This window comes from Phytobacter massiliensis JC163 (assembly GCF_000321045.1).
GTDB lineage: Bacteria > Pseudomonadota > Gammaproteobacteria > Enterobacterales > Enterobacteriaceae > Phytobacter_A > Phytobacter_A massiliensis.
Window position 1 is genome coordinate 94,217 of sequence record NZ_HE578946.1, and the last position, 19,424, is coordinate 113,640.

Genomic DNA, 19,424 nt, shown 5'->3' on the forward strand with positions numbered 1-19,424 from the left:
CCGCCGGGGTGATGCTCAAGTACGTGCTGGCGATGTAGGGCTTTCCCGGGGGGCTTCCCCCGGGTGCGGCTTCGCCTTACCCGGGCTACCTGGTCCGTAGCCCGGATAAGCGCAGCGCATCCGGGACAACGTCCGCACCCGGGACGTCACAGGCAATAAAGGAGTCATTAATGAACGAAACCATTGAACTGCGCCCGCAAAGCAGGGCGACAGCAAAAAACGCTGTTCTGGAAAATGCGTTCGCCTCAGTAAGCGATCTGGAACAGCTGCATCCGGCGCTGCGCCTGCTGGCGCATCCTGCAACACAGGGCTGCCAGGCGCTCTTTACCCGGTGTTACGAGGCTGGCGAAAGCGCAGCGGCGCTGCCTGACGCCATCATGCAGACATCAACGCCGTGGTTACAGAGTGGGGGGCTGCTCTGCGCCGCCGCCGGGAAGCTCAACGCGCAGCGCCAGCCGCTGACGCACAACCGCTTGTGCGATCTGGCCGGTAAGCTCAGTACGGGCATCGCAGATCCGGACAGCGAAGCCCGCAGCAGTTTTTATACCGTGCGCAGCATCTCCCTGCCGGTTTACCGGCGGCTGATGCGGGACGCGCATCCGGCCAGCGTCTGTTTACAGCAGGCGCTGTTGCATCTGCTGGCCTGGCGGAGTGAATCACCCTGGGCGCGCCAGCAGGCGCAGCGTCTGCTCTGGCAGGGCGGCGTGCTGGGGGATAAAGGTGAATTTGCGCTGATGACGCTGGATGATGAACTGCGGGAGCGCCAGGTGGAGTGGCCCGCGCTGTGGTCGTTGCTGGCAGTGACAGGATTTCTGGTCAGGTTCCCGGCAGGGCCCCTGTTCCCTGACGAAGGTACTGAGAGTCATTAATGAAGTTAATCAGCTTTAGCGTCAATAACAGCCAGCGTTACGGGCTCCTGCGGGAAGAGGGCGTTGTCGACCTGGCCCGCCACTTTCCGCACTGCCCGTCGCTGAAATCATTTATCGAAACGATGGCGGAGATCCCGGCAGAAAAGCTGTCGCACCTGAGCGTGGACTACCCGATCTCCGGGATCGCTTTTTTACCGGTGATCCCCGATCCGCAAAAGATCCTCTGCGTCGGGATGAATTATCAGGCCAAGCGGCTGGAGTTTGATGAGCAGAACCCGGACCCTACGCTGTTTGTGCGCTTCCCCGATTCCCAGTGCGGGCATCTGGAGAATATCGTTAAGCCCGCCGCCAGCCGGGAGTTCGACTATGAGGGCGAGCTGGCGCTGGTGATCGGCAGGCGCGGCAGAAACATTCCCGTTGAACGAGCGCTTGAGCACGTCGCAGGCTACAGCTGCTACATGGACGGCTCCGCCCGCGACTGGCAGCACGCCTGGTTCACTGCCGGAAAAAACTGGCCCATGACCGGCAGTTTTGGCCCATGGCTGGTGACGCGGGATGAGATTGCCGACCCTAACGCGCTTGGCATTAAAACCCGACTTAACGGCGTGGAGGTGCAGAGCGACAATACCGCCAGCATGATCCACAGCGTCCCGCGGTTGATTGCCTATATCAGTACCTTCTGTCAGCTGACGCCGGGAGACGTAATTCTGACCGGCTCGCCTGGCGGAGTAGGGAAAAAGCGAACGCCACCGCTATTCTTGCAGGATGGCGATACCATTGAAGTGGAAATTGAAAAGATAGGCTGCCTGCGCAACGATATTATTGATGAAGCCCGGGCCGATATTTAGCGCGCAAGGGATTTTCATCCCTTGCAGCCGCCTGGCGACTAATCTTCATCGAACCCGGCGTTGAACAGCGCGATAACCGCTGCCAGCGCTTCGGCCTCCTGCGGGCCGGTGGCTTCAACTTCAATTTGCCGACCTTTTGCCGAGTCCAGCATCAGCAGAGCAATCACGCTGCTGGCTTCTGCTTCGGTGCCCTCGTCGTTGCGTAGCAACACCTCCGCGTCAAATCCCTGCACCAGCTCGAACAGCTTCATGGCCGGGCGCGCGTGCATGCCCAGCTTATTGGTGATTTCAACGGTCTGCTTTACGGTCATGTTTTACGTTTTTCCAGCGTACGATGGCGAGACTGCACGTTTTTCCCGCGTGAGCGGAAATAGTCGGCAAGCTGTTCGGCGACGTACACGGAACGGTGTTTACCGCCCGTACAGCCGATCGCGACGGTCAGATAGCTGCGGTTGTTGGTTTCCAGCATCGGCAGCCACAGCTCCAGATAACTGCGGGTCTGGTAGATAAAGTTGTGCACTTCGGTGTGGCGGTCAAGGAACGCGGCAACCGGTTTATCCAGACCGGTCATCGGACGCAGCTTCGGATCCCAGTGCGGGTTAGGCAGAAAGCGCACGTCAAACACATAGTCAGCGTCGATGGGAATGCCATGTTTAAAGCCGAAGGATTCAAACACCATCGTTAACTCGCGCTCGCGTTTGCCCAGCAGGCGGGTACGCAGCATTTCGGCCAGTTCATGAACCGACATTTCTGACGTATCAACAATCAGGTCCGCCCTCGAGCGAAGCGGCTCCAGCAGGTTGCTCTCTTCGTCGATAGCGCTTTCCAGCGACAAATTTTTACTGGAGAGCGGATGCAGGCGGCGCGTGTCGCTGTAGCGGCGAATCAGCGTATTACGGTCGGCATCAAGAAAAAGAAGCTGCGGGGAAAACGCGTCCGGCAGGTTGTTCATCGCCTGCTCGAAGATTTCCGGCGACTCCGGCATGTTGCGCACATCGATGCTGACGGCGGCAGACGTCTCACGGTCGGCCAGGGTGCGCGCCAGTTCTGGCAACAGCACCACCGGCAAGTTATCGACGCAGTAAAACCCCATATCTTCCAGGGCGCGCAGGGCCACTGACTTACCCGAGCCCGAACGACCGCTGACGATCATCAGGACCATGGTCCGATTCTCCTTAATACCAGCAAAAGGGCTTCCGTCACGTTATTCATCGTGGTGCTCGCCCTCTGTCAGCGTGATGATTTGATACAGTTCTTCGTCGCTTTGCGCGGCGCGCAGACGGCGACAAATGGTCTTATCCGCCAGCCGCTTGGCGACCAGCGAGAGCGTGTGCAGATGGGTTTTAGTCTGGTCGGCTGGCACCAGCAGCGCGAACAGCAGATCGACCGGCTGGTTGTCGATAGCGTCAAAGGCGATCGGCGTCTCCAGCTGGACAAAAACGCCCACCGCGCGCAGCGTGTCTTCTTCGAGCTTGCCGTGTGGGATGGCGATACCGTTGCCGATGCCGGTACTGCCCATTTTTTCACGGGTCAGCACGGCTTCGAAAACCACCTGCGGCGGCAGACTCAGCTGCTTTGCGGCCAGTTCGCTGATGATTTCCAGCGCACGTTTTTTGCTCTGGCAATGAACGGCGCTACGGGTACATTCCTGGTTAAGGACATTGCTCAGTTGAAGAGCGGAATCGTTGTTCATCATAATTTCACCTAAGCGTCGCCGGAGCAGACACCCTGCCGGGTTGCGGCAGGGCGATACGCGCCAGACGGGCGCCCGGACAATTAGTGTTGTTTCAGTTTATCTTTATGCTTCGTGAGCTGCCGCGCCAGTTTATCAATCAAACCGTCGATAGCGGCATACATGTCTTGCCCTTCCGCACTGGCATGAATTTCGCCCCCGTTAACGTGCAGGGTCGCGTCCGCGATGTGAGTCACTTTCTCCACTTTCAACACAATATAGACCTGATTAATCCTTTCGAAATATTGTTCGAGCTTAGCGAATTTCGTATTGACGAATTCACGCAGGGCCTCGGTGATCTCGACGTTATGGCCTGTGATGTTAAGCTGCATAGTGTCTTCCTTATCGGTTGGGTCATACCAGCTGTTTGCGCTGATTAGACGGCGGGATGGATAAAGACTCTCGATACTTCGCAACGGTGCGCCGCGCCACCATAATACCCTGATCCGACAGCATGGAGGTCAGCTTACTGTCGCTCAATGGCTTCGCAGGGTTTTCTGCGGCGATCAATTTTTTCACCAGCGCCCGAATCGCCGTTGACGACGCTTCGCCGCCGCCTTCGGTGTTCACGTGGCTGGAGAAAAAATATTTCAGTTCAAAAATGCCGCGCGGGCTGTGCAGATATTTTTGCGTCGTCACGCGGGAGATGGTGGACTCGTGCATCTCGACGGCCTGGGCGATATCCGCCAGCACCATCGGTTTCATAAACTCTTCGCCCTGTTCAAAGAAAGCCTGCTGTTGCTCCACGATGCAGCGACTCACGCGCAGCAGCGTATCATTGCGGCTCTCCAGGCTTTTAATCAGCCACTTCGCTTCCTGCAGATTGCTGCGGATAAACTGGCTATCGGCGTCGTTACGCGCGCCGCCGCACATCGCGGCGTAGTGCTGGTTAATTTGCAGGCGGGGAATACTGTCGGAATTGAGCTCTACCGTCCAGCGACCGCTGATCTTACGTACCAGCACGTCCGGGATAACGTATTCCGGCTCGCCGGTCTGGATCGACTGCCCGGGGCGCGGATCCAGCGACTGGATCAGATTCACCGCCTCTTTCAGCACATCCTCTTTCAGCCGCGTCACCCTCATCAGCGAGCGGAAATCGTGGTTGGCCAGCAGATCCAGATGTTCGCTGATGATAAGCCTGGCCTCTTCGCACCACGGCGTCTCTTTGCTGAACTGCGAAAGCTGGATCAGCAGGCAGTCGCGCAGATCGCGGGCGGCGACCCCGACAGGGTCAAAACGCTGAATGCGTTTGAGCACCGCTTCCACTTCATCAAGGCCAATCTCCTCGTCGCCCATGCTTTCAAGAATATCTTCCAGCGGAACGGTGAGATAGCCGGTGTCGTCAACGGCGTCGACAATGGAGGTGGCAATGGCGCGATCGGTGTCGGAGAAAGGAGTGAGTTCCACCTGCCACATCAGGTAATCCTGCAGGGACTGGGTGGTCTCGCCCTGATAAACGGGCAGTTCGTCATCGAGGTAATCGGTACTGCTCCCGGAAGGCGTGCCAGCGGTGTAGATTTCATCCCAGCTGGCATCCAGCGGCAACTCTTCAGGCATCTCTTTTTGTTCGAGCGCGTCGGCGGTATCCAGCCCTTCGCTATCCTGAGTCTGCTGCGCGTCAACTTCTTCATGAAGATCGGTTTGTTCGAGCAAGGGGTTACTCTCCAGCGCCTGCTGAAGTTCTTGCTGGAGTTCCAACGTAGACAGTTGCAGCAGGCGGATAGCCTGTTGCAGCTGTGGCGTCATGGCGAGCTGTTGGCTCAGCCGTAATTGCAAACCTTGCTTCATATTCAGCGCAGTACTCTCCGACTCAATACTTTAATAAACTCTACCCTATCAGAGTCTGAAGTCTTCCCCAAGATATACGCGTTTAACCTGTTCGTCTTCAAGGATTTGCTGCGGCGTGCCGTGCGCGATCAAATGGCCCTGGCTCACGATGTAAGCCCTTTCGCACACAGCCAGCGTTTCACGCACGTTATGGTCGGTAATCAGTACGCCGAGCCCGCTGTCGCGCAGATGCTCGATAATACGCTTGATGTCGATAACCGAAATGGGGTCAACGCCCGCAAACGGTTCATCAAGCAGAATAAATTTGGGGTTGGCCGCCAGCGCGCGGGCAATCTCTACGCGGCGGCGTTCACCGCCGGAAAGCGCCTGGCCCAGGCTGTTGCGCAGATGCTCAATATGGAACTCTTCCATCAGCTCGTTCGCCCGATCTTCACGCTGTTCGGTGGTGAGATCATCACGAATTTGCAGGACCGCCATCAGATTGTCAAACACGCTGAGGCGACGGAAAATTGACGCTTCCTGCGGCAGATAGCCGATGCCGCGGCGCGCGCGGGCATGCAGCGGCAGCAGGCTGATATCTTCATCATCAATGATGATATTGCCCGCATCGCGCGACACAATGCCCACCACCATGTAGAACGTCGTGGTCTTACCGGCGCCGTTCGGGCCAAGCAGGCCAACGATTTCGCCGGAGTTAACGGTCAGACTCACATCTTCTACCACGCGGCGGCCTTTATAGGCCTTGGCGAGGTTCTTTGCAGTTAATGTTGCCATATCGGGTTAGTTACTCTTTTTTTGCGCCGGGGCCGGGTTCTGACCGTTCTTATCCTGCATTTGCGAAGGCACCAGAACCGTGGTCACGCGTTTGCCTTTCTCGCTGAAAGCCTGCATTTTCTGCTCTTTCACCAGATAGGTAATCTTGTCGCCTTTAATGTTGCTGTCGAGCTGCTCAAGGTAAGCGTTGCCGGTCAGCACCACAAAGTCCTTCTCCAGTTCGTAATGCATCTGCGAGGCGTGGCCTTTTACCGGCTTGCCGTTGTCCTGCATCTGGTAGAACGTGGCGGGATTGCCGTAGCCGTCAATCACCTCTTTACCCTGCTCGCCGCCGGGACGGGTCACCACAACTTTATCGGCATTGATCTTGATGGTGCCCTGGGTCACCACCACGTTGCCGGTAAAGGTCACCACGTTACCCTGCATATCCAGCGACTGCTGGTCAGAGTCGATATGAATAGGCTGATCGGTATCGCCAGTCACAGCAAACACCGGGAGACTGGCGGCGAACAGCGCGGCGGCCAGCGCCACATTAAGGCTGAGTTTGTTTGTTTTGAATTTCATAGGAGCTTCTAACCTTCTCAATCAGCTCGGCGTTTTTGCTGCGTAAATTGCCGCGCATTTTCAGGCCGGTGGAATTAAATGTGGTTCCGTATAACGTCACCCGATCGTCAGAGGTGACATCCTGCGTTACCAGGTTTATCTGGGCGTTATCGGTAGTAATTTTGCGTAGCTGGGCATCCGCCGTCAGGGCGTTGACCTCAACATGGCCATAAAGATAAAGCATCCGGTCATTGGTCAGCTTTGCTTTATCCGCCTTAATAGACCATGTCTGCACCTTATCTTGATCAAAGGTGGTCAGTACCGGCTGGGTGAACCAACTGACGGCATCTGCGGAGTAATACTCCACATGCTGGGCAATCAGACGATAGTTCAGCGCCCCTTCCGGGCTATAGACCACCGTATCGGTATGTTCGCTTTTATACGTTGGTTCACTGTTATCGATAGTCACCTGATCCTGCGGATCGCGATCGGCGATATTGACGCCAATCAGTATCAGTACGACCAGTGAAAGCAGAATAATGACCCAACGTCTGGTTTTACTCATATTGATTGCCCTTTGGCCTCATCAAGCTTGCCCTGCGCCAGCAATAACAGGTCGCATACTTCACGTACCGCGCCGCGACCGCCTGCAATGCGCGTGACGTAATCCGCGCGCGGGATCAGCAGCGGATGCGCATCGCTTACCGCAACGCTTAAGCCAATCTCTGCCATAACCGGCCAGTCGATAAGATCGTCGCCCACATAAGCCACCTGCTCCGGCTGCAGCGAAAGCGTCGCAATCAGCTCGCGGTAGGCCAGCAGTTTATCGGACTGACCCTGATACAGATGCTTAATGCCGAGCGTGGCGCAGCGATCTTCCGTCAGTTTAGCTTTTCGACCGGTAATAATGGCGACCTCAATACCCGAGGTCAGCGCGCAGCGAATACCGTAGCCGTCGCGGACGTTGAACGCTTTCAGCTCCTCTCCATTATTGCCCATGTAGATAAGGCCGTCAGATAAAACGCCATCGACATCAAGAATTAACAGTTTGATCTTCTCTGCCTTCGCCATTACCTGCGTACTGACGGGACCGTAGCAAGTCGCAAGCGACGCGCCCATGTTACTCATTCTTTTATCCTTATTTACACTACGCCTGCGCGCAGCAAATCATGCATATGTACCACACCCAGTAGCTGGTCGCCATCCGCAACCAGCACCGCAGTAATGTGGCGGGATTGCATCAGGTTCAGCGCTTCCACCGCCAGCGTACCGGGCCGCACGCGGATGCCGCCAGGGGTCATCACCTCGGCAATGCCCACGTTGCGGACATCAATGCCCGTGTCGAACACGCGGCGTAAGTCGCCATCGGTGAAAATGCCCTCGATCTTGAGCAGATCGTCGCAGATAACCGTCAGGCCTAAATTTTTACGGGTAATTTCCAGCAGCGCGTCGCGTAATGTCGCCTCTTTGCTTACGTGCGGAATTTCGTCCCCGGTGTGCATAATATCGTTAACCCGCAACAGCAGCTTGCGCCCCAGCGCGCCGCCGGGATGGGAGAGGGCGAAGTCCTCAGCGGTAAAACCGCGCGCTTTAAGCAGCGCGACCGCCAGCGCATCGCCCATCACCAGCGCCGCGGTCGTGCTTGACGTGGGCGCCAGGCCCAGCGGGCAGGCCTCCTGCGGCACTTTCACGCACAGATGAATATCCGCTGCCCGCCCCATGCTGCTCTCCGGGCGGCCGGTCATACAGATTAAAAACACCTTGAGCCGCTTAAGCACCGGGATTAGCGCCAGAATCTCGTTGGATTCGCCAGAGTTGGAGATCGCAATAACGATATCCTGGGCGCTGACCATACCCAAATCGCCGTGGGCCGCCTCGGCTGGGTGGACAAAAAACGCCGGGGTGCCGGTACTGGCGAAGGTGGCGGCCATTTTTCGGCCGATATGGCCGGATTTGCCCATTCCCATCACCACGACTTTGCCGGCGCAGTAGAACATTTTTTCGCAGGCCTGGGCAAAGTCCTGGTTAATGTACTGATCCAGATGGGCCAGACCGGCCCGCTCAATTTGCAGAACGTCCCGGCCAGCCTGCTGGAAGTCGAAGCCTGGTTGCAGATCGATATGCGACATAGTTTGTGTCCGATTATCCCGTCAAACGCGGCGTTACCCAGTACAGCATCGCCAGCCAGATGATGAAGCCGCCAACCAGTAGCGCGCCCGGAAGCTTGCCGGCCTGCTGCCTGCGCCGCCAGCAAATTACCGCAAAAATAGCGCTGACCAGTACCATCACGCCGTAATCGCGAGTAAACGCCAGCGCGTTAAACGTCCCTGGCGTTATCAGGGCGGGCAGCCCCAGCACCAGCGTGATATTGAAAATGTTCGAGCCGATAATGTTGCCAATGGCGATATCGTCTTCGCCTTTGCGCACGCCAGCGATGGCGGTGGCCAGTTCCGGCAGGCCGGTGCCAATCGCAATGACCGTCAGGCCGATAGTTAATTCGCTCATGGCGAAGTAGTTCGCTACGACGGTGGCGTTATCGACGACCATCCGGGTCGCCATTGGCATAATGATAATGGCGATACCCAGCCACAAAAAGGCGACGGACAGGCTACCGCCCCGGGGCAGCTCGGCAAGCTGTTCCCGCGTCAGGCTATCGTTGCCCTGTTTTTCGGCCAGACGGGCGATTTTAACAATGAATACCAGCCATAGCACGGCCAGCAGCAGTAAAAACAGGCCATCTGACCGGGTGAGCTGGCCGTCGAATAGCACCAGCCCCGCCAGCAGGCTTGTGAATAACATTAGCGGCAATTCACGACGCAGGATATCGGAATGCACGGTAAATGGACGAAGCAGGGCGGCAACGCCCAGAATCAGCAGAATGTTGGTGATATTGGAACCGAGCGCGGTGCCGATAGCCAGATCCAGCTGGCCGTGCATAGAGGCGGCGACAGAGACGATAATCTCCGGTAGCGAGGTGCCGACGCTGACAACCGTCATGCCGATAATCAACGGCGGGACGCCGAGGTTACGGCATAAAATGGAGGCTGCGAAGACCAGCCGATCGGCGCTGTAAACCACCAACAGTAAACCAATTATTAACAGCGCCGTCGCTAAGAGCATCTGAAGTCCTTTCTTGAGGTATAATCTGCCGGTCCGCAGGCTACAAACACCGGGAAAACCGGGCATGACAAGCGGCGTCATGAATCTTTAATTTTGACTTTATGCGGCTCAAAAGTAAAACAAATGCCAGCTTTCGCTAACCCATACAGGTAATATTCTGTAAAAATGGCGGGTTCCTGCCGTTATCAGGCGTCATGCTAAGATCTACCAGGGCTTAAAAGGAAGAGTGAATGAGCCAGACAATGGCGAACCTGGTCGACATCCGTGGTGTGAGTTTCTCCCGCGGCAGTCGGCTGATTTTCGACAATATCTCACTGACGGTGCCGCGCGGTAAAATTACCGCCATCATGGGGCCGTCGGGGATTGGTAAAACAACGCTGCTGCGCCTTATCGGCGGTCAGATCCCGCCCGATACGGGCGAAATTTTATTTGATGGCGAAAACATCCCCGAGATGAGCCGTTCGCGGCTGTTCACCGTCCGTAAACGCATGAGCATGTTGTTCCAGTCCGGCGCGTTATTCACGGATATGAATGTCTTTGAGAACGTGGCTTATCCCCTGCGCGAACATACCCACCTTCCGGCTCCGCTGCTTAAAAGCACGGTGATGATGAAGCTGGAGGCGGTAGGCTTACGCGGCGCGGCTAAACTGATGCCGTCGGAGCTCTCGGGCGGGATGGCTCGCCGCGCGGCGCTGGCGCGGGCTATCGCCCTTGAGCCGGACCTCATTATGTTCGATGAACCTTTTGTTGGCCAGGACCCTATCACCATGGGGGTGCTGGTCAAACTTATCTCCGAACTGAACAGCGCGCTGGGCGTGACCTGTGTCGTGGTCTCCCATGACGTGCCGGAAGTGCTGAGTATCGCCGACTACGCCTATATCGTGGCGGACCGTAAGATCGTTGCGCACGGCAGCGCCCAGAGCCTGCAAGACAATGTCGATCCCCGGGTGCGTCAGTTCCTGGATGGTATTGCTGACGGTCCGGTTCCGTTCCGCTATCCCGCAGGTAGTTATCAATCCGATTTATTTGAGACAGGGAGTTAAGCCACTCATGTTGTTACATGCACTGGCGTCGCTCGGACATCGCGGAGTCAAAACCATCGCGACGTTTGGCCGCGCCGGGTTAATGCTTTTCAACGCGCTGGTCGGCAAGCCTGAATTTCGCAAGCACGCGCCGCTGCTGGTGCGCCAACTCTATAATGTGGGCGTCCTGTCGATGCTTATTATTATCGTGTCCGGCGTCTTTATCGGCATGGTGCTGGGTTTGCAGGGGTATCTGGTGCTCACCACTTACAGCGCGGAAACCAGCCTTGGCATGCTGGTGGCGCTGTCGCTGCTGCGTGAGCTGGGGCCGGTGGTCGCCGCGCTGCTTTACGCAGGACGGGCCGGTTCGGCGCTGACGGCGGAAATCGGCCTGATGCGTACGACCGAGCAGCTTTCCAGCCTGGAGATGATGGCGGTTGACCCGCTGCGGCGCGTTATTTCGCCTCGCTTCTGGGCGGAGGTGATCTCTTTGCCGCTGTTGACGATTATCTTCGTCGCGGTAGGTATTTGGGGCGGCTCGCTGGTCGGCGTCAACTGGAAGGGCATCGACGCAGGGTTCTTCTGGTCGGCCATGCAGAATGCCGTCGACTGGCGTCTGGATCTGGTGAACTGCCTGATTAAGAGCGTGGTCTTTGCGATCACCGTTACCTGGATCGCTCTGTTTAATGGCTATGACGCGATCCCGACCTCCGCCGGGATTAGCCGGGCGACGACGCGCACCGTAGTGCACGCTTCGTTGGCCGTTCTGGGCCTTGATTTTGTGCTCACCGCATTGATGTTTGGGAATTGAGTTCATGCAAACGAAAAAAAGTGAAATTTGGGTAGGTATTTTTCTGGTACTGGCGCTGCTGGCGGCGCTGTTTATCTGCCTGAAAGCGGCGGATGTCGCTTCAATGCGCACCGAGCCGACCTATCGTGTTTATGCCACCTTCGACAACATTGGCGGCCTTAAAGCGCGCTCGCCTGTGCGTATCGGCGGCGTGGTCGTTGGCCGCGTTGCGGATATCGAACTCGATCCGAAAACCTACCTGCCGCGCGTCGCGCTGGACATCGAGGAGCGTTACAACCAGATCCCGGATACCAGCTCGCTGGCTATCCGTACTTCCGGCCTGCTGGGGGAACAATATCTGGCGCTTAACGTAGGTTTTGACGATCCTGAGCTGGGAACTTCTATGCTTAAAGAAGGGAGCACCATTCAGGATACGAAATCCGCCATGGTGCTTGAAGATCTGATCGGACAATTCCTTTACAACAGTAAAGGCAGCGATAATCAGAATTCTGGCGATGCGCAGCCGCAATCGCAGCCTGATACTTCCAGCGCGCCGTCAGCTGGCACGACGAATTAATGAGGAGAATTGACGCATGTTAAAACGCCTATTCATGGTTGCACTATTAGTTATCGCGCCGCTTGGCCTGGCCAGCGCGGCAGAACAGAGCAACCCGTATAAAGCGATGCAGGAGGCGGCGAAAAAGACTTTCGATCGTCTTAAGAACGAGCAGCCTAAGATTCGCGCTAATCCGGACTACCTCCGCGATGTCGTCGATCAGGAGCTGCTGCCTTATGTTCAGGTGAAATACGCCGGTGCCCTGGTGCTGGGCCGTTATTATAAAGAGGCGACCCCCGCTCAGCGCGAGGCTTACTTCGCCGCGTTTCGTGAATACCTGAAACAGGCCTATGGCCAGGCGCTGGCGATGTACCACGGCCAGAGCTATCAGATCGCCCCAGAGAAGCCGCTGGGGGATGCGTCAATTGTTCCTATCCGCGTGACCATTGTCGATCCAAACGGCCGCCCGCCGGTGCGTCTGGACTTCCAGTGGCGTAAGAACACCCAGTCTGGTAACTGGCAGGCTTACGACATGATCGCGGAAGGGGTGAGCATGATCACCACTAAGCAGAACGAATGGAGCGATCTGTTGCGCACTAAAGGCATTGATGGCCTGACGGCGCAGCTGCAGTCAATCTCTCGCCAGAAAATCACTCTGGAAGAGAAAAAATAATGACGCCGCAATTAAGCTGGGCGCATGAGGGTGAACGGCTGGTTTTGCAGGGCGAGCTCGATCAGGATGTGCTTAACCCGCTGTGGGAAGCGCGTCAGGAGGCGATGAGCGGCATCTCCTGTATTGATTTGCGCGATATCACGCGCGTCGATACAGCGGGTGTGGCCCTGCTTATTCACCTTATCGCTCAGGGCAAAAACCAGGGGCGGGCGGTTTCGCTTGAAGGCGTCAGCGACAATCTCCTTACCCTTGCCGCGTTATATAATTTGCCCGCAGACGTATTGCCGCGTTAATTTTTTCAGTACGTTACTGTTTAAGGCCTCGTTTGGTATACCAACGGGGCCTTTTGCTTATTTAAGACCGCCGCACTTTCCTCTAAGATGTGGGGCTGTTTCCACAATCAGATGAAATTAACGCCCATGGAAAATCATGAAATTCAGACAGTGCTGATGAACGCACTCTCTCTACAGGAAGCCCACGTCTCTGGCGATGGCAGTCACTTTCAGGTTATCGCTGTGGGTGAAATCTTTGACGGCATGAGCCGGGTCAAAAAGCAGCAGGCGGTGTATGGCCCGCTGATGGAGTACATTGCGGATAACCGCATCCATGCCGTCTCGATCAAAGCGTATACCCCACAAGAGTGGGCGCGCGATCGCAAACTAAACGGTTTTTAAGCCACGGTCAGCATGTCCGCGGCGCGTGTGAATTTTTAACAGAGATCAGATGAATGGATAAGTTTCGTGTACAGGGGCCGACCCGGCTCCAGGGCGAAGTCACAATTTCAGGCGCCAAAAACGCCGCGCTGCCGATTCTTTTCGCCGCGCTGCTGGCAGAGGAACCGGTAGAGATCCGCAACGTTCCGAAACTGAAAGATATCGACACCACCATGAAGCTGCTAAGCCAGCTGGGAATGAAAATCGAACGTAACGGATCCGTCTGGATCGACGCCAGCAAGGTGGACGTCTTCTGCGCGCCTTATGAGCTGGTGAAAACCATGCGCGCCTCTATCTGGGCGCTGGGTCCGCTGGTGGCGCGCTTTGGTCAGGGGCAGGTCTCTCTGCCTGGGGGCTGTGCTATCGGTGCGCGTCCGGTTGATTTGCACATTACCGGCCTGGAGCAGCTGGGGGCGGAAATCAAACTGGAAGAGGGCTACGTTAAAGCCTCTGTGAACGGGCGTCTGAAAGGCGCGCATATCGTTATGGATAAAGTGAGCGTTGGTGCAACGGTCACTATCATGTCTGCGGCAACGCTCGCCGAAGGCACTACCATTATCGAAAACGCCGCCCGTGAGCCGGAAATCGTCGACACCGCTAACTTCCTCGTTGCGTTAGGGGCGAAGATCACCGGCCAGGGCACCGATCGTATTACGATCGAAGGGGTTGAACGTCTGGGCGGCGGTACTTATCGCGTCCTGCCTGACCGTATTGAAACCGGCACCTTCCTGGTTGCAGCGGCCATCTCTGGCGGCAAAATTGTCTGCCGCAACGCGCAGCCGGATACGCTGGACGCGGTACTGGCCAAGCTGCGCGAAGCCGGCGCGGAAATTGAAGTAGGCGAAGACTGGGTCAGCCTCGACATGAAGGGTAAACGCCCGAAAGCCGTTAACGTGCGCACCTCGCCACACCCGGGTTTCCCGACCGACATGCAGGCGCAGTTCACCCTGCTGAATCTGGTGGCCGAAGGAACCGGCGTGATTACCGAAACCATCTTCGAAAACCGCTTTATGCACATCCCGGAGCTGATTCGTATGGGTGCGCATGCGGAAATCGAAAGCAATACCGCTATCTGCCACGGCGTAGAGAAACTTTCCGGCGCACAGGTGATGGCGACCGATCTACGCGCCTCGGCAAGCCTGGTGCTGGCTGGCTGCATCGCGGAAGGTACCACTTTCGTGGATCGCATCTACCATATCGATCGCGGCTACGAGCGCATTGAAGACAAACTTCGCGCGCTGGGCGCCAACATCGAGCGTGTGAAAGGCGAGTAACGGTTAGCTCTATTAAGCCCCCTCAATAAGGGAGCTACAGCGTAGCCCGGGTAAGCGTCAAGCGCACCCGGGATTCCCCGGATGCGGCGCTAAAACGCCTTATCCGGGCTACTGTCCGCTATGCGTCAAGCGCACCGCCCCTCTGTCTCCACTTCTAGCGCGGTTTTCTCTGGCGCATCATGCTGGTTCTGTCGATAAATTCATGCGTGACGGGATCGTGATAGCGCGACGGCCAGATAACCCAGGGATCGGTATCCAGCGCGCGGGCAATGATCAGCTCGCCCTTTGGCCACGATCGCGTTAACGCATTGGCGAGCGTCGAAGAGCTTAGCCCGTTTTTCCGCGATTCCGCTGCCAGCGATGTTCCTTTCTTGTGGAGTCCGGCGATGATATCCGCCGGATGCCAGTCGATAAATTTATTATCCATTTTTCCTCCCTGGGATAGACCCTTGTAACGTTAAGGCAATAAAAAGGTGGGCCTACTATACATTTACAAGAGCTAACGCTCTAAAAAGTTCATGTAAGAAAATGGCTTTTAAGAATTCACCAGGGCCGTGAACCGTAGCTTTTAAGAGTAAATGGGAGTTTTAAAGGAACTTATTCGCGCTTTCCCGTTGTGTTCAGGAAAGCGCGGGAATCAGCGGTCGCGCTGTACGGCTATGTGGGCAAGCGCGATAAGCGCCTCGCGCCACGGCGTATCGGGCAGGATTTGCAGAGCGGCGATAGCCTTATCCGCCTCTTCTTCAGCACGGCGGCGCGTCCATTCCAGCGAACCACAGGCTGCCATTGCTTCCAGAACGGGTTCCAGAAGATGCCGACCGTTGCCCTGTTCGATAGCCTCACGAATCATCAGCGCCTGCTCGGCCGTACCGTGATGCATGGCATGCAGAAGAGGGAGGGTAGGTTTGCCCTCGTTGAGATCGTCGCCGGTGTTCTTGCCCAGCGTTTCGCCATCCGCACTGTAATCCAGCAGATCGTCGATAAGCTGGAAGGCGGTGCCCAGGTAGCGGCCATAGTCCTGCAACGCCTTCTCCTGCTGCTCATCGCAGCCCGCAAGCAGGCCAGAGCACTGGGCAGCGGCTTCAAACAGACGCGCGGTTTTGCTGTAGATAACGCGCATGTAGTTCTCTTCGGTGATGTTCGGGTCGTTAACGTTCATCAACTGCAGAACTTCGCCTTCCGCGATAACGTTCACCGCTTCTGACATCACCTCCAGCACTTTCAGCGAACCGAGGCTGGTCATCATCTGGAAGGCGCGGGTATAGATAAAATCCCCGACCAGCACGCTGGCGGCGTTGCCAAACGCGGCGTTAGCCGTTGCTTTGCCGCGGCGCATATCCGATTCATCCACGACGTCGTCGTGCAGCAGCGTCGCCGTGTGGATAAATTCAATTAGCGCGGCGATGGTCACATGCGCATTGCCCTCATAGCCGAGGGCTCTCGCAGCCAGTACGGCGATCATGGGGCGGATGCGTTTACCGCCGCCGCTAACGATGTAATAGCCCAACTGGTTGATTAGCTGAACATCCGAGTTGAGCTGTTGCAGGATCGTTGCATTCACACCCGCCATATCTTGCGCGGTTAACTCATTGATTTTTTCTAAATTCATCGCAAAAGCCGGGCTTTCAGTCCTGTTTACCACATATCAAAATGGGATAACAAAGGGTTACGGGTTAGAATAGTATCGCTGATTGTACTGAAAAAATGCGCCAGATAAACGTTACCCTACGCATTGTGTTTTTTTTCTACGTGGATTGATGGTAGCACTTGTCAACCGCTCCTGTTTTGCGTAATATTCGCGCCCTATTGTGAATATTTATAGCGCACTCTGAATCACATGATGATGTGCGCGGAAGCGGAGTTTTTTATGTACGCGGTTTTCCAAAGTGGTGGTAAACAACACCGAGTAAGCGAAGGTCAGACCGTTCGCCTGGAAAAGCTGGACATCGCAACTGGCGAAACTGTTGAGTTCGCTGAAGTTCTGATGATCGCAAACGGTGAAGAAGTCAAAATCGGCGTTCCTTTCGTTGATGGCGGCGTAATCAAAGCTGAAGTTGTTGCTCACGGTCGTGGCGAGAAAGTTAAAATCGTTAAGTTTCGTCGTCGTAAACACTATCGTAAGCAGCAGGGCCATCGTCAGTGGTTCACTGATGTGAAAATCACTGGCATCAGCGCCTAAGACCTGAGGAGTAGATTTAAATGGCACATAAAAAGGCTGGCGGCTCAACTCGTAACGGTCGCGATTCAGAAGCTAAACGTCTGGGCGTAAAACGCTTCGGCGGTGAAGCAGTTCTGGCAGGTAGCATCATCGTTCGTCAGCGTGGCACCAAGTTCCACGCAGGCTCCAACGTTGGTTGCGGCCGTGACCACACTCTGTTCGCTTTGACTGACGGTAAAGTTAAGTTCGAAGTTAAAGGCCCGAAAAACCGTAAATTCATCAGCATCGTTGCTGAATAAGTTTTTCGCGTCCCGGTAACGGATGAAAGCCCCGCAACACGTTGCGGGGCTTTTTACATTATTAGCCCCTGATATTTTCTGAAGGGAAAACGGGCATGAAGCAACAGGCCGGCATTGGTATTCTTTTGGCGCTCACTACGGCGATGTGCTGGGGTGCGCTGCCCATTGCAATGAAGCAGGTACTGGAGGTGATGGAGCCGACAACGATCGTCTTCTATCGCTTTTTAATGGCAGGCATCGGGCTGGGCGTTATTCTGGCGCTGAAAGGCAAGCTGCCGCCGCTGCGCATCTTTCGCAAGCCGAAGTGGCTGGTACTTCTGGCGATAGCGACGGGCGGCCTGTTTGGTAACTTCATCCTGTTTAGCTCTTCCCTGCAATACCTTAGCCCGACGGCTTCACAGGTGATTGGTCAGCTCTCACCGGTGGGTATGATGGTCGCAAGCGTACTGATCCTCAAAGAGAAGATGCGCGGCACGCAGGTTATCGGCGCGCTGATGCTACTCAGCGGGCTGGTGATGTTTTTTAATACCAGCCTGGTGGAGATTTTTACCCGCCTGACGGATTACACCTGGGGCGTTATTTTCGGCGTCGGCGCGGCGACGGTCTGGGTGAGCTATGGCGTCGCGCAAAAAGTATTATTGCGGCGTCTGGCATCACAGCAGATCCTCTTTTTGCTGTACACTTTATGTACAATAGCGCTGTTGCCGCTGGCAAAGCCTGGCGTGATTGCCCAATTAAATCACTGGCAGCTGGCCTGCCTGGTCTTTTGCGGCCTGAATACGCTGGTCGGCTATGGTGCGCTGGCAGAGGCAATGGCTCGCTGGCAGGCGGCGCAGGTGAGCGCATTAATCACGCTGACGCCGCTTTTTACCCTGTTTTTTTCAGATCTATTATCAATGGCCTGGCCCGATGTTTTCGCCAGACCGATGTTAAACCTTATCGGTTATCTCGGTGCGTTTGTCGTGGTTGCGGGAGCAATGTATTCCGCCATTGGCCATCGTCTCTGGGGACGCTGGCGCAAGCGTGAAGTGGTTGTCACTTTGCCCCGCTCAGGCGAATGAGTTACGGAGAGTAAAATGAAGTTTGTTGATGAAGCGACTATCCTGGTCGTGGCGGGCGATGGCGGCAACGGCTGCGTAAGCTTCCGCCGTGAGAAATATATCCCGAAAGGCGGCCCTGACGGCGGCGATGGCGGCGACGGCGGCGACGTCTGGCTGGAAGCCGACGAAAACCTGAATACCCTGATTGACTATCGTTTCGAGAAGTCATTCCGCGCCGAGCGCGGGCAGAACGGCCAGAGCCGTGACTGTACCGGTAAACGCGGTAAAGACGTGACGGTGAAGGTGCCGGTGGGAACCCGCGTCATTGACCAGGGAACCGGCGAAACCATGGGCGATATGACGAAGCACGGTCAGCGCCTGATGGTGGCGAAGGGCGGCTGGCATGGCCTTGGCAATACCCGTTTCAAATCGTCTGTTAACCGTACCCCGCGGCAGAAAACCATGGGCACACCGGGTGACAAACGCGATCTGCAGCTTGAACTGATGCTGCTGGCTGACGTCGGTATGCTGGGCATGCCAAACGCCGGTAAATCCACCTTTATCCGCGCGGTGTCCGCAGCCAAGCCGAAAGTGGCCGACTATCCGTTTACCACCCTGGTGCCGAGCCTCGGCGTGGTGCGTATGGATAACGAGAAAAGCTTTGTGGTCGCCGATATCCCCGGGCTTATCGAAGGGGCGGCCGAAGGGGCGGGGCTGGGCATTCGCTTCCTTAAACACCTTGAGCGCTGCCGCGTACTGCTGCACCTGATCGATATCGATCCGATTGACGGCTCCGATCCGGTAGAAAATGCGCGGATCATTATCGGCGAGCTGGAGAAGTATAGCGATAAGCTGGCAGCGAAACCGCGCTGGCTGGTCTTTAACAAGATTGACCTGATGGATAAAGCAGAGGCGGAAGCCAAAGCGAAAGCCATCGCCGAAGCGATGGGATGGGATGAAAAATACTATCTGATTTCTGCGGCAAGCCAGCAGGGGGTGAAAGACCTCTGCTGGGACGTCATGACCTTCATCATTGAAAACCCGATTGTGCAGGCAGAAGAAGAGAAGCAGCCTGAGAAGGTCGAGTTTATGTGGGATGACTACCATCGCCAGCAGCTTGAAGAGATTGAAGAAGACGATCTGGACGATGAAGACTGGGACGAAGATGACGAAGAAGGCGTAGAGTTTATCTACAAACGCTAAGCCGCGTTTCTTCACTCAGGCA

26 protein-coding genes are annotated in these 19,424 nt (G+C 56.1%); 13 read left to right on the top strand and 13 right to left on the bottom strand.

Annotated elements, in window-relative coordinates:
- Window positions 1–170 precede the first annotated feature (170 nt).
- The gene (locus ENTHG_RS10835) at window positions 171–869 is read left to right on the top strand and encodes a triphosphoribosyl-dephospho-CoA synthase (RefSeq protein ID WP_044179570.1); all 699 of its coding nucleotides are present in this window, start codon (window positions 171–173) and stop codon (window positions 867–869) included.
- A complete protein-coding gene (locus ENTHG_RS10840) occupies window positions 869–1,717 on the top strand; it encodes a fumarylacetoacetate hydrolase family protein (RefSeq protein WP_044179573.1) in 849 nt (282 codons plus the stop codon). The genes ENTHG_RS10835 and ENTHG_RS10840 overlap by 1 nt, the downstream gene beginning before the upstream one ends.
- 38 nt (window positions 1,718–1,755) lie before the next feature.
- Here the strand turns inward: ENTHG_RS10840 and npr are convergent, their stop codons facing one another.
- The 11 genes from npr to ENTHG_RS10895 all read right to left on the bottom strand — a co-directional run bounded on the left by npr (window position 1,756) and on the right by ENTHG_RS10895 (window position 9,674).
- Window positions 1,756–2,028, bottom strand: coding sequence for a PTS phosphocarrier protein NPr (gene npr / locus ENTHG_RS10845; RefSeq protein ID WP_044179575.1), 273 nt, complete (start codon window positions 2,026–2,028; stop codon window positions 1,756–1,758).
- On the bottom strand, window positions 2,025–2,879 hold the full coding sequence (rapZ, locus tag ENTHG_RS10850; RefSeq protein WP_044179576.1) for an RNase adapter RapZ: 855 nt from the start codon (window positions 2,877–2,879) through the stop codon (window positions 2,025–2,027). The genes npr and rapZ overlap by 4 nt, the downstream gene beginning before the upstream one ends.
- A gap of 42 nt (window positions 2,880–2,921) precedes the next feature.
- Window positions 2,922–3,413, bottom strand: a complete 492-nt coding sequence (ptsN, locus tag ENTHG_RS10855; RefSeq protein WP_044179578.1) for a PTS IIA-like nitrogen regulatory protein PtsN — start codon at window positions 3,411–3,413, stop codon at window positions 2,922–2,924.
- A gap of 80 nt (window positions 3,414–3,493) precedes the next feature.
- A complete protein-coding gene (hpf, locus tag ENTHG_RS10860) occupies window positions 3,494–3,781 on the bottom strand; it encodes a ribosome hibernation promoting factor (RefSeq protein WP_044179580.1) in 288 nt (95 codons plus the stop codon).
- Between the two features lie 22 nt (window positions 3,782–3,803).
- Entirely contained in the window at window positions 3,804–5,237 is a 1,434-nt protein-coding gene (gene rpoN / locus ENTHG_RS10865) for an RNA polymerase factor sigma-54 (RefSeq protein WP_044179582.1), read from the bottom strand.
- A 48-nt stretch (window positions 5,238–5,285) separates the two neighbouring features.
- Complete coding sequence (lptB, locus tag ENTHG_RS10870; protein WP_044179584.1) at window positions 5,286–6,011, bottom strand: LPS export ABC transporter ATP-binding protein; 726 nt, start codon at window positions 6,009–6,011, stop codon at window positions 5,286–5,288.
- A gap of 6 nt (window positions 6,012–6,017) precedes the next feature.
- Window positions 6,018–6,575, bottom strand: coding sequence for a lipopolysaccharide ABC transporter substrate-binding protein LptA (gene lptA, locus ENTHG_RS10875; protein ID WP_044179586.1), 558 nt, complete (start codon window positions 6,573–6,575; stop codon window positions 6,018–6,020).
- Entirely contained in the window at window positions 6,544–7,119 is a 576-nt protein-coding gene (gene lptC, locus ENTHG_RS10880; RefSeq protein WP_044179588.1) for an LPS export ABC transporter periplasmic protein LptC, read from the bottom strand. The genes lptA and lptC overlap by 32 nt, the downstream gene beginning before the upstream one ends.
- On the bottom strand, window positions 7,116–7,682 hold the full coding sequence (gene kdsC / locus ENTHG_RS10885; protein ID WP_044179590.1) for a 3-deoxy-manno-octulosonate-8-phosphatase KdsC: 567 nt from the start codon (window positions 7,680–7,682) through the stop codon (window positions 7,116–7,118). The genes lptC and kdsC overlap by 4 nt, the downstream gene beginning before the upstream one ends.
- Window positions 7,683–7,696: 14 nt before the next feature.
- Complete coding sequence (gene kdsD / locus ENTHG_RS10890; protein ID WP_044179592.1) at window positions 7,697–8,683, bottom strand: arabinose-5-phosphate isomerase KdsD; 987 nt, start codon at window positions 8,681–8,683, stop codon at window positions 7,697–7,699.
- A gap of 13 nt (window positions 8,684–8,696) precedes the next feature.
- Window positions 8,697–9,674, bottom strand: coding sequence for a calcium/sodium antiporter (locus tag ENTHG_RS10895; protein ID WP_044179594.1), 978 nt, complete (start codon window positions 9,672–9,674; stop codon window positions 8,697–8,699).
- 230 nt (window positions 9,675–9,904) lie between these two features.
- Here ENTHG_RS10895 and mlaF point away from each other — a divergent pair, with 230 nt between their 5' ends.
- The 7 genes from mlaF (at window position 9,905) to murA (ending at window position 14,702) form a co-directional block, all read left to right on the top strand.
- Entirely contained in the window at window positions 9,905–10,717 is an 813-nt protein-coding gene (mlaF, locus tag ENTHG_RS10900; RefSeq protein WP_044179596.1) for a phospholipid ABC transporter ATP-binding protein MlaF, read from the top strand.
- 7 nt (window positions 10,718–10,724) lie between these two features.
- Window positions 10,725–11,507: a lipid asymmetry maintenance ABC transporter permease subunit MlaE gene (mlaE, locus tag ENTHG_RS10905; protein WP_044179598.1), complete on the top strand. Its 783-nt coding sequence runs from the start codon at window positions 10,725–10,727 to the stop codon at window positions 11,505–11,507.
- Window positions 11,508–11,511: 4 nt separating this feature from the next.
- A complete protein-coding gene (gene mlaD / locus ENTHG_RS10910; protein WP_044179600.1) occupies window positions 11,512–12,063 on the top strand; it encodes an outer membrane lipid asymmetry maintenance protein MlaD in 552 nt (183 codons plus the stop codon).
- Window positions 12,064–12,079: 16 nt separating this feature from the next.
- Window positions 12,080–12,715, top strand: coding sequence for a phospholipid-binding protein MlaC (mlaC, locus tag ENTHG_RS10915; protein WP_044179602.1), 636 nt, complete (start codon window positions 12,080–12,082; stop codon window positions 12,713–12,715).
- Window positions 12,715–13,008 carry a lipid asymmetry maintenance protein MlaB gene (mlaB, locus tag ENTHG_RS10920; protein ID WP_044179604.1) on the top strand — a complete coding sequence of 98 codons (294 nt, stop codon included), beginning with the start codon at window positions 12,715–12,717 and terminating at the stop codon, window positions 13,006–13,008. The genes mlaC and mlaB overlap by 1 nt, the downstream gene beginning before the upstream one ends.
- Before the next feature lie 126 nt (window positions 13,009–13,134).
- Window positions 13,135–13,389: a BolA family iron metabolism protein IbaG gene (ibaG, locus tag ENTHG_RS10925; protein WP_044179606.1), complete on the top strand. Its 255-nt coding sequence runs from the start codon at window positions 13,135–13,137 to the stop codon at window positions 13,387–13,389.
- A gap of 53 nt (window positions 13,390–13,442) precedes the next feature.
- Window positions 13,443–14,702, top strand: a complete 1,260-nt coding sequence (gene murA / locus ENTHG_RS10930; protein ID WP_044179608.1) for a UDP-N-acetylglucosamine 1-carboxyvinyltransferase — start codon at window positions 13,443–13,445, stop codon at window positions 14,700–14,702.
- A gap of 154 nt (window positions 14,703–14,856) precedes the next feature.
- Here murA and sfsB read toward each other — a convergent pair whose 3' ends face one another.
- Both sfsB and ispB read right to left on the bottom strand, forming a co-directional pair.
- Window positions 14,857–15,129, bottom strand: a complete 273-nt coding sequence (gene sfsB / locus ENTHG_RS10935) for a DNA-binding transcriptional regulator SfsB (protein ID WP_044179610.1) — start codon at window positions 15,127–15,129, stop codon at window positions 14,857–14,859.
- Window positions 15,130–15,339: 210 nt separating this feature from the next.
- Window positions 15,340–16,311 (bottom strand): octaprenyl diphosphate synthase, encoded by a 972-nt coding sequence (gene ispB / locus ENTHG_RS10940; RefSeq protein ID WP_044179612.1) that lies wholly within the window; start codon window positions 16,309–16,311, stop codon window positions 15,340–15,342.
- 258 nt (window positions 16,312–16,569) lie between these two features.
- Between ispB and rplU the strand changes: the two genes are divergently transcribed.
- From rplU to cgtA, 4 genes are all read left to right on the top strand, one after another.
- Window positions 16,570–16,881, top strand: coding sequence for a 50S ribosomal protein L21 (rplU, locus tag ENTHG_RS10945; protein ID WP_000271401.1), 312 nt, complete (start codon window positions 16,570–16,572; stop codon window positions 16,879–16,881).
- Window positions 16,882–16,901: 20 nt separating this feature from the next.
- Window positions 16,902–17,159 (top strand): 50S ribosomal protein L27, encoded by a 258-nt coding sequence (gene rpmA, locus ENTHG_RS10950; protein WP_017457338.1) that lies wholly within the window; start codon window positions 16,902–16,904, stop codon window positions 17,157–17,159.
- 95 nt (window positions 17,160–17,254) lie between these two features.
- Complete coding sequence (locus tag ENTHG_RS10955; RefSeq protein ID WP_044179616.1) at window positions 17,255–18,220, top strand: DMT family transporter; 966 nt, start codon at window positions 17,255–17,257, stop codon at window positions 18,218–18,220.
- A gap of 15 nt (window positions 18,221–18,235) precedes the next feature.
- Entirely contained in the window at window positions 18,236–19,402 is a 1,167-nt protein-coding gene (gene cgtA, locus ENTHG_RS10960; RefSeq protein ID WP_044179618.1) for an Obg family GTPase CgtA, read from the top strand.
- The last annotated feature ends 22 nt before the right edge of the window (window positions 19,403–19,424 follow it).

Bases quoted from the DNA above. Each gene is read 5' to 3' on its own strand.
- ENTHG_RS10835 (WP_044179570.1), top strand. From the start codon at position 171: ATGAACGAAACCATTGAACTGCGCCCGCAAAGCAGGGCGACAGCAAAA.
- ENTHG_RS10840 (WP_044179573.1), top strand. From the start codon at position 869: ATGAAGTTAATCAGCTTTAGCGTCAATAACAGCCAGCGTTACGGGCTC.
- npr (WP_044179575.1), bottom strand. From the start codon at position 2,028: ATGACCGTAAAGCAGACCGTTGAAATCACCAATAAGCTGGGCATGCAC.
- rapZ (WP_044179576.1), bottom strand. From the start codon at position 2,879: ATGGTCCTGATGATCGTCAGCGGTCGTTCGGGCTCGGGTAAGTCAGTG.
- ptsN (WP_044179578.1), bottom strand. From the start codon at position 3,413: ATGATGAACAACGATTCCGCTCTTCAACTGAGCAATGTCCTTAACCAG.
- hpf (WP_044179580.1), bottom strand. From the start codon at position 3,781: ATGCAGCTTAACATCACAGGCCATAACGTCGAGATCACCGAGGCCCTG.
- rpoN (WP_044179582.1), bottom strand. From the start codon at position 5,237: ATGAAGCAAGGTTTGCAATTACGGCTGAGCCAACAGCTCGCCATGACG.
- lptB (WP_044179584.1), bottom strand. From the start codon at position 6,011: ATGGCAACATTAACTGCAAAGAACCTCGCCAAGGCCTATAAAGGCCGC.
- lptA (WP_044179586.1), bottom strand. From the start codon at position 6,575: ATGAAATTCAAAACAAACAAACTCAGCCTTAATGTGGCGCTGGCCGCC.
- lptC (WP_044179588.1), bottom strand. From the start codon at position 7,119: ATGAGTAAAACCAGACGTTGGGTCATTATTCTGCTTTCACTGGTCGTA.
- kdsC (WP_044179590.1), bottom strand. From the start codon at position 7,682: ATGAGTAACATGGGCGCGTCGCTTGCGACTTGCTACGGTCCCGTCAGT.
- kdsD (WP_044179592.1), bottom strand. From the start codon at position 8,683: ATGTCGCATATCGATCTGCAACCAGGCTTCGACTTCCAGCAGGCTGGC.
- ENTHG_RS10895 (WP_044179594.1), bottom strand. From the start codon at position 9,674: ATGCTCTTAGCGACGGCGCTGTTAATAATTGGTTTACTGTTGGTGGTT.
- mlaF (WP_044179596.1), top strand. From the start codon at position 9,905: ATGAGCCAGACAATGGCGAACCTGGTCGACATCCGTGGTGTGAGTTTC.
- mlaE (WP_044179598.1), top strand. From the start codon at position 10,725: ATGTTGTTACATGCACTGGCGTCGCTCGGACATCGCGGAGTCAAAACC.
- mlaD (WP_044179600.1), top strand. From the start codon at position 11,512: ATGCAAACGAAAAAAAGTGAAATTTGGGTAGGTATTTTTCTGGTACTG.
- mlaC (WP_044179602.1), top strand. From the start codon at position 12,080: ATGTTAAAACGCCTATTCATGGTTGCACTATTAGTTATCGCGCCGCTT.
- mlaB (WP_044179604.1), top strand. From the start codon at position 12,715: ATGACGCCGCAATTAAGCTGGGCGCATGAGGGTGAACGGCTGGTTTTG.
- ibaG (WP_044179606.1), top strand. From the start codon at position 13,135: ATGGAAAATCATGAAATTCAGACAGTGCTGATGAACGCACTCTCTCTA.
- murA (WP_044179608.1), top strand. From the start codon at position 13,443: ATGGATAAGTTTCGTGTACAGGGGCCGACCCGGCTCCAGGGCGAAGTC.
- sfsB (WP_044179610.1), bottom strand. From the start codon at position 15,129: ATGGATAATAAATTTATCGACTGGCATCCGGCGGATATCATCGCCGGA.
- ispB (WP_044179612.1), bottom strand. From the start codon at position 16,311: ATGAATTTAGAAAAAATCAATGAGTTAACCGCGCAAGATATGGCGGGT.
- rplU (WP_000271401.1), top strand. From the start codon at position 16,570: ATGTACGCGGTTTTCCAAAGTGGTGGTAAACAACACCGAGTAAGCGAA.
- rpmA (WP_017457338.1), top strand. From the start codon at position 16,902: ATGGCACATAAAAAGGCTGGCGGCTCAACTCGTAACGGTCGCGATTCA.
- ENTHG_RS10955 (WP_044179616.1), top strand. From the start codon at position 17,255: ATGAAGCAACAGGCCGGCATTGGTATTCTTTTGGCGCTCACTACGGCG.
- cgtA (WP_044179618.1), top strand. From the start codon at position 18,236: ATGAAGTTTGTTGATGAAGCGACTATCCTGGTCGTGGCGGGCGATGGC.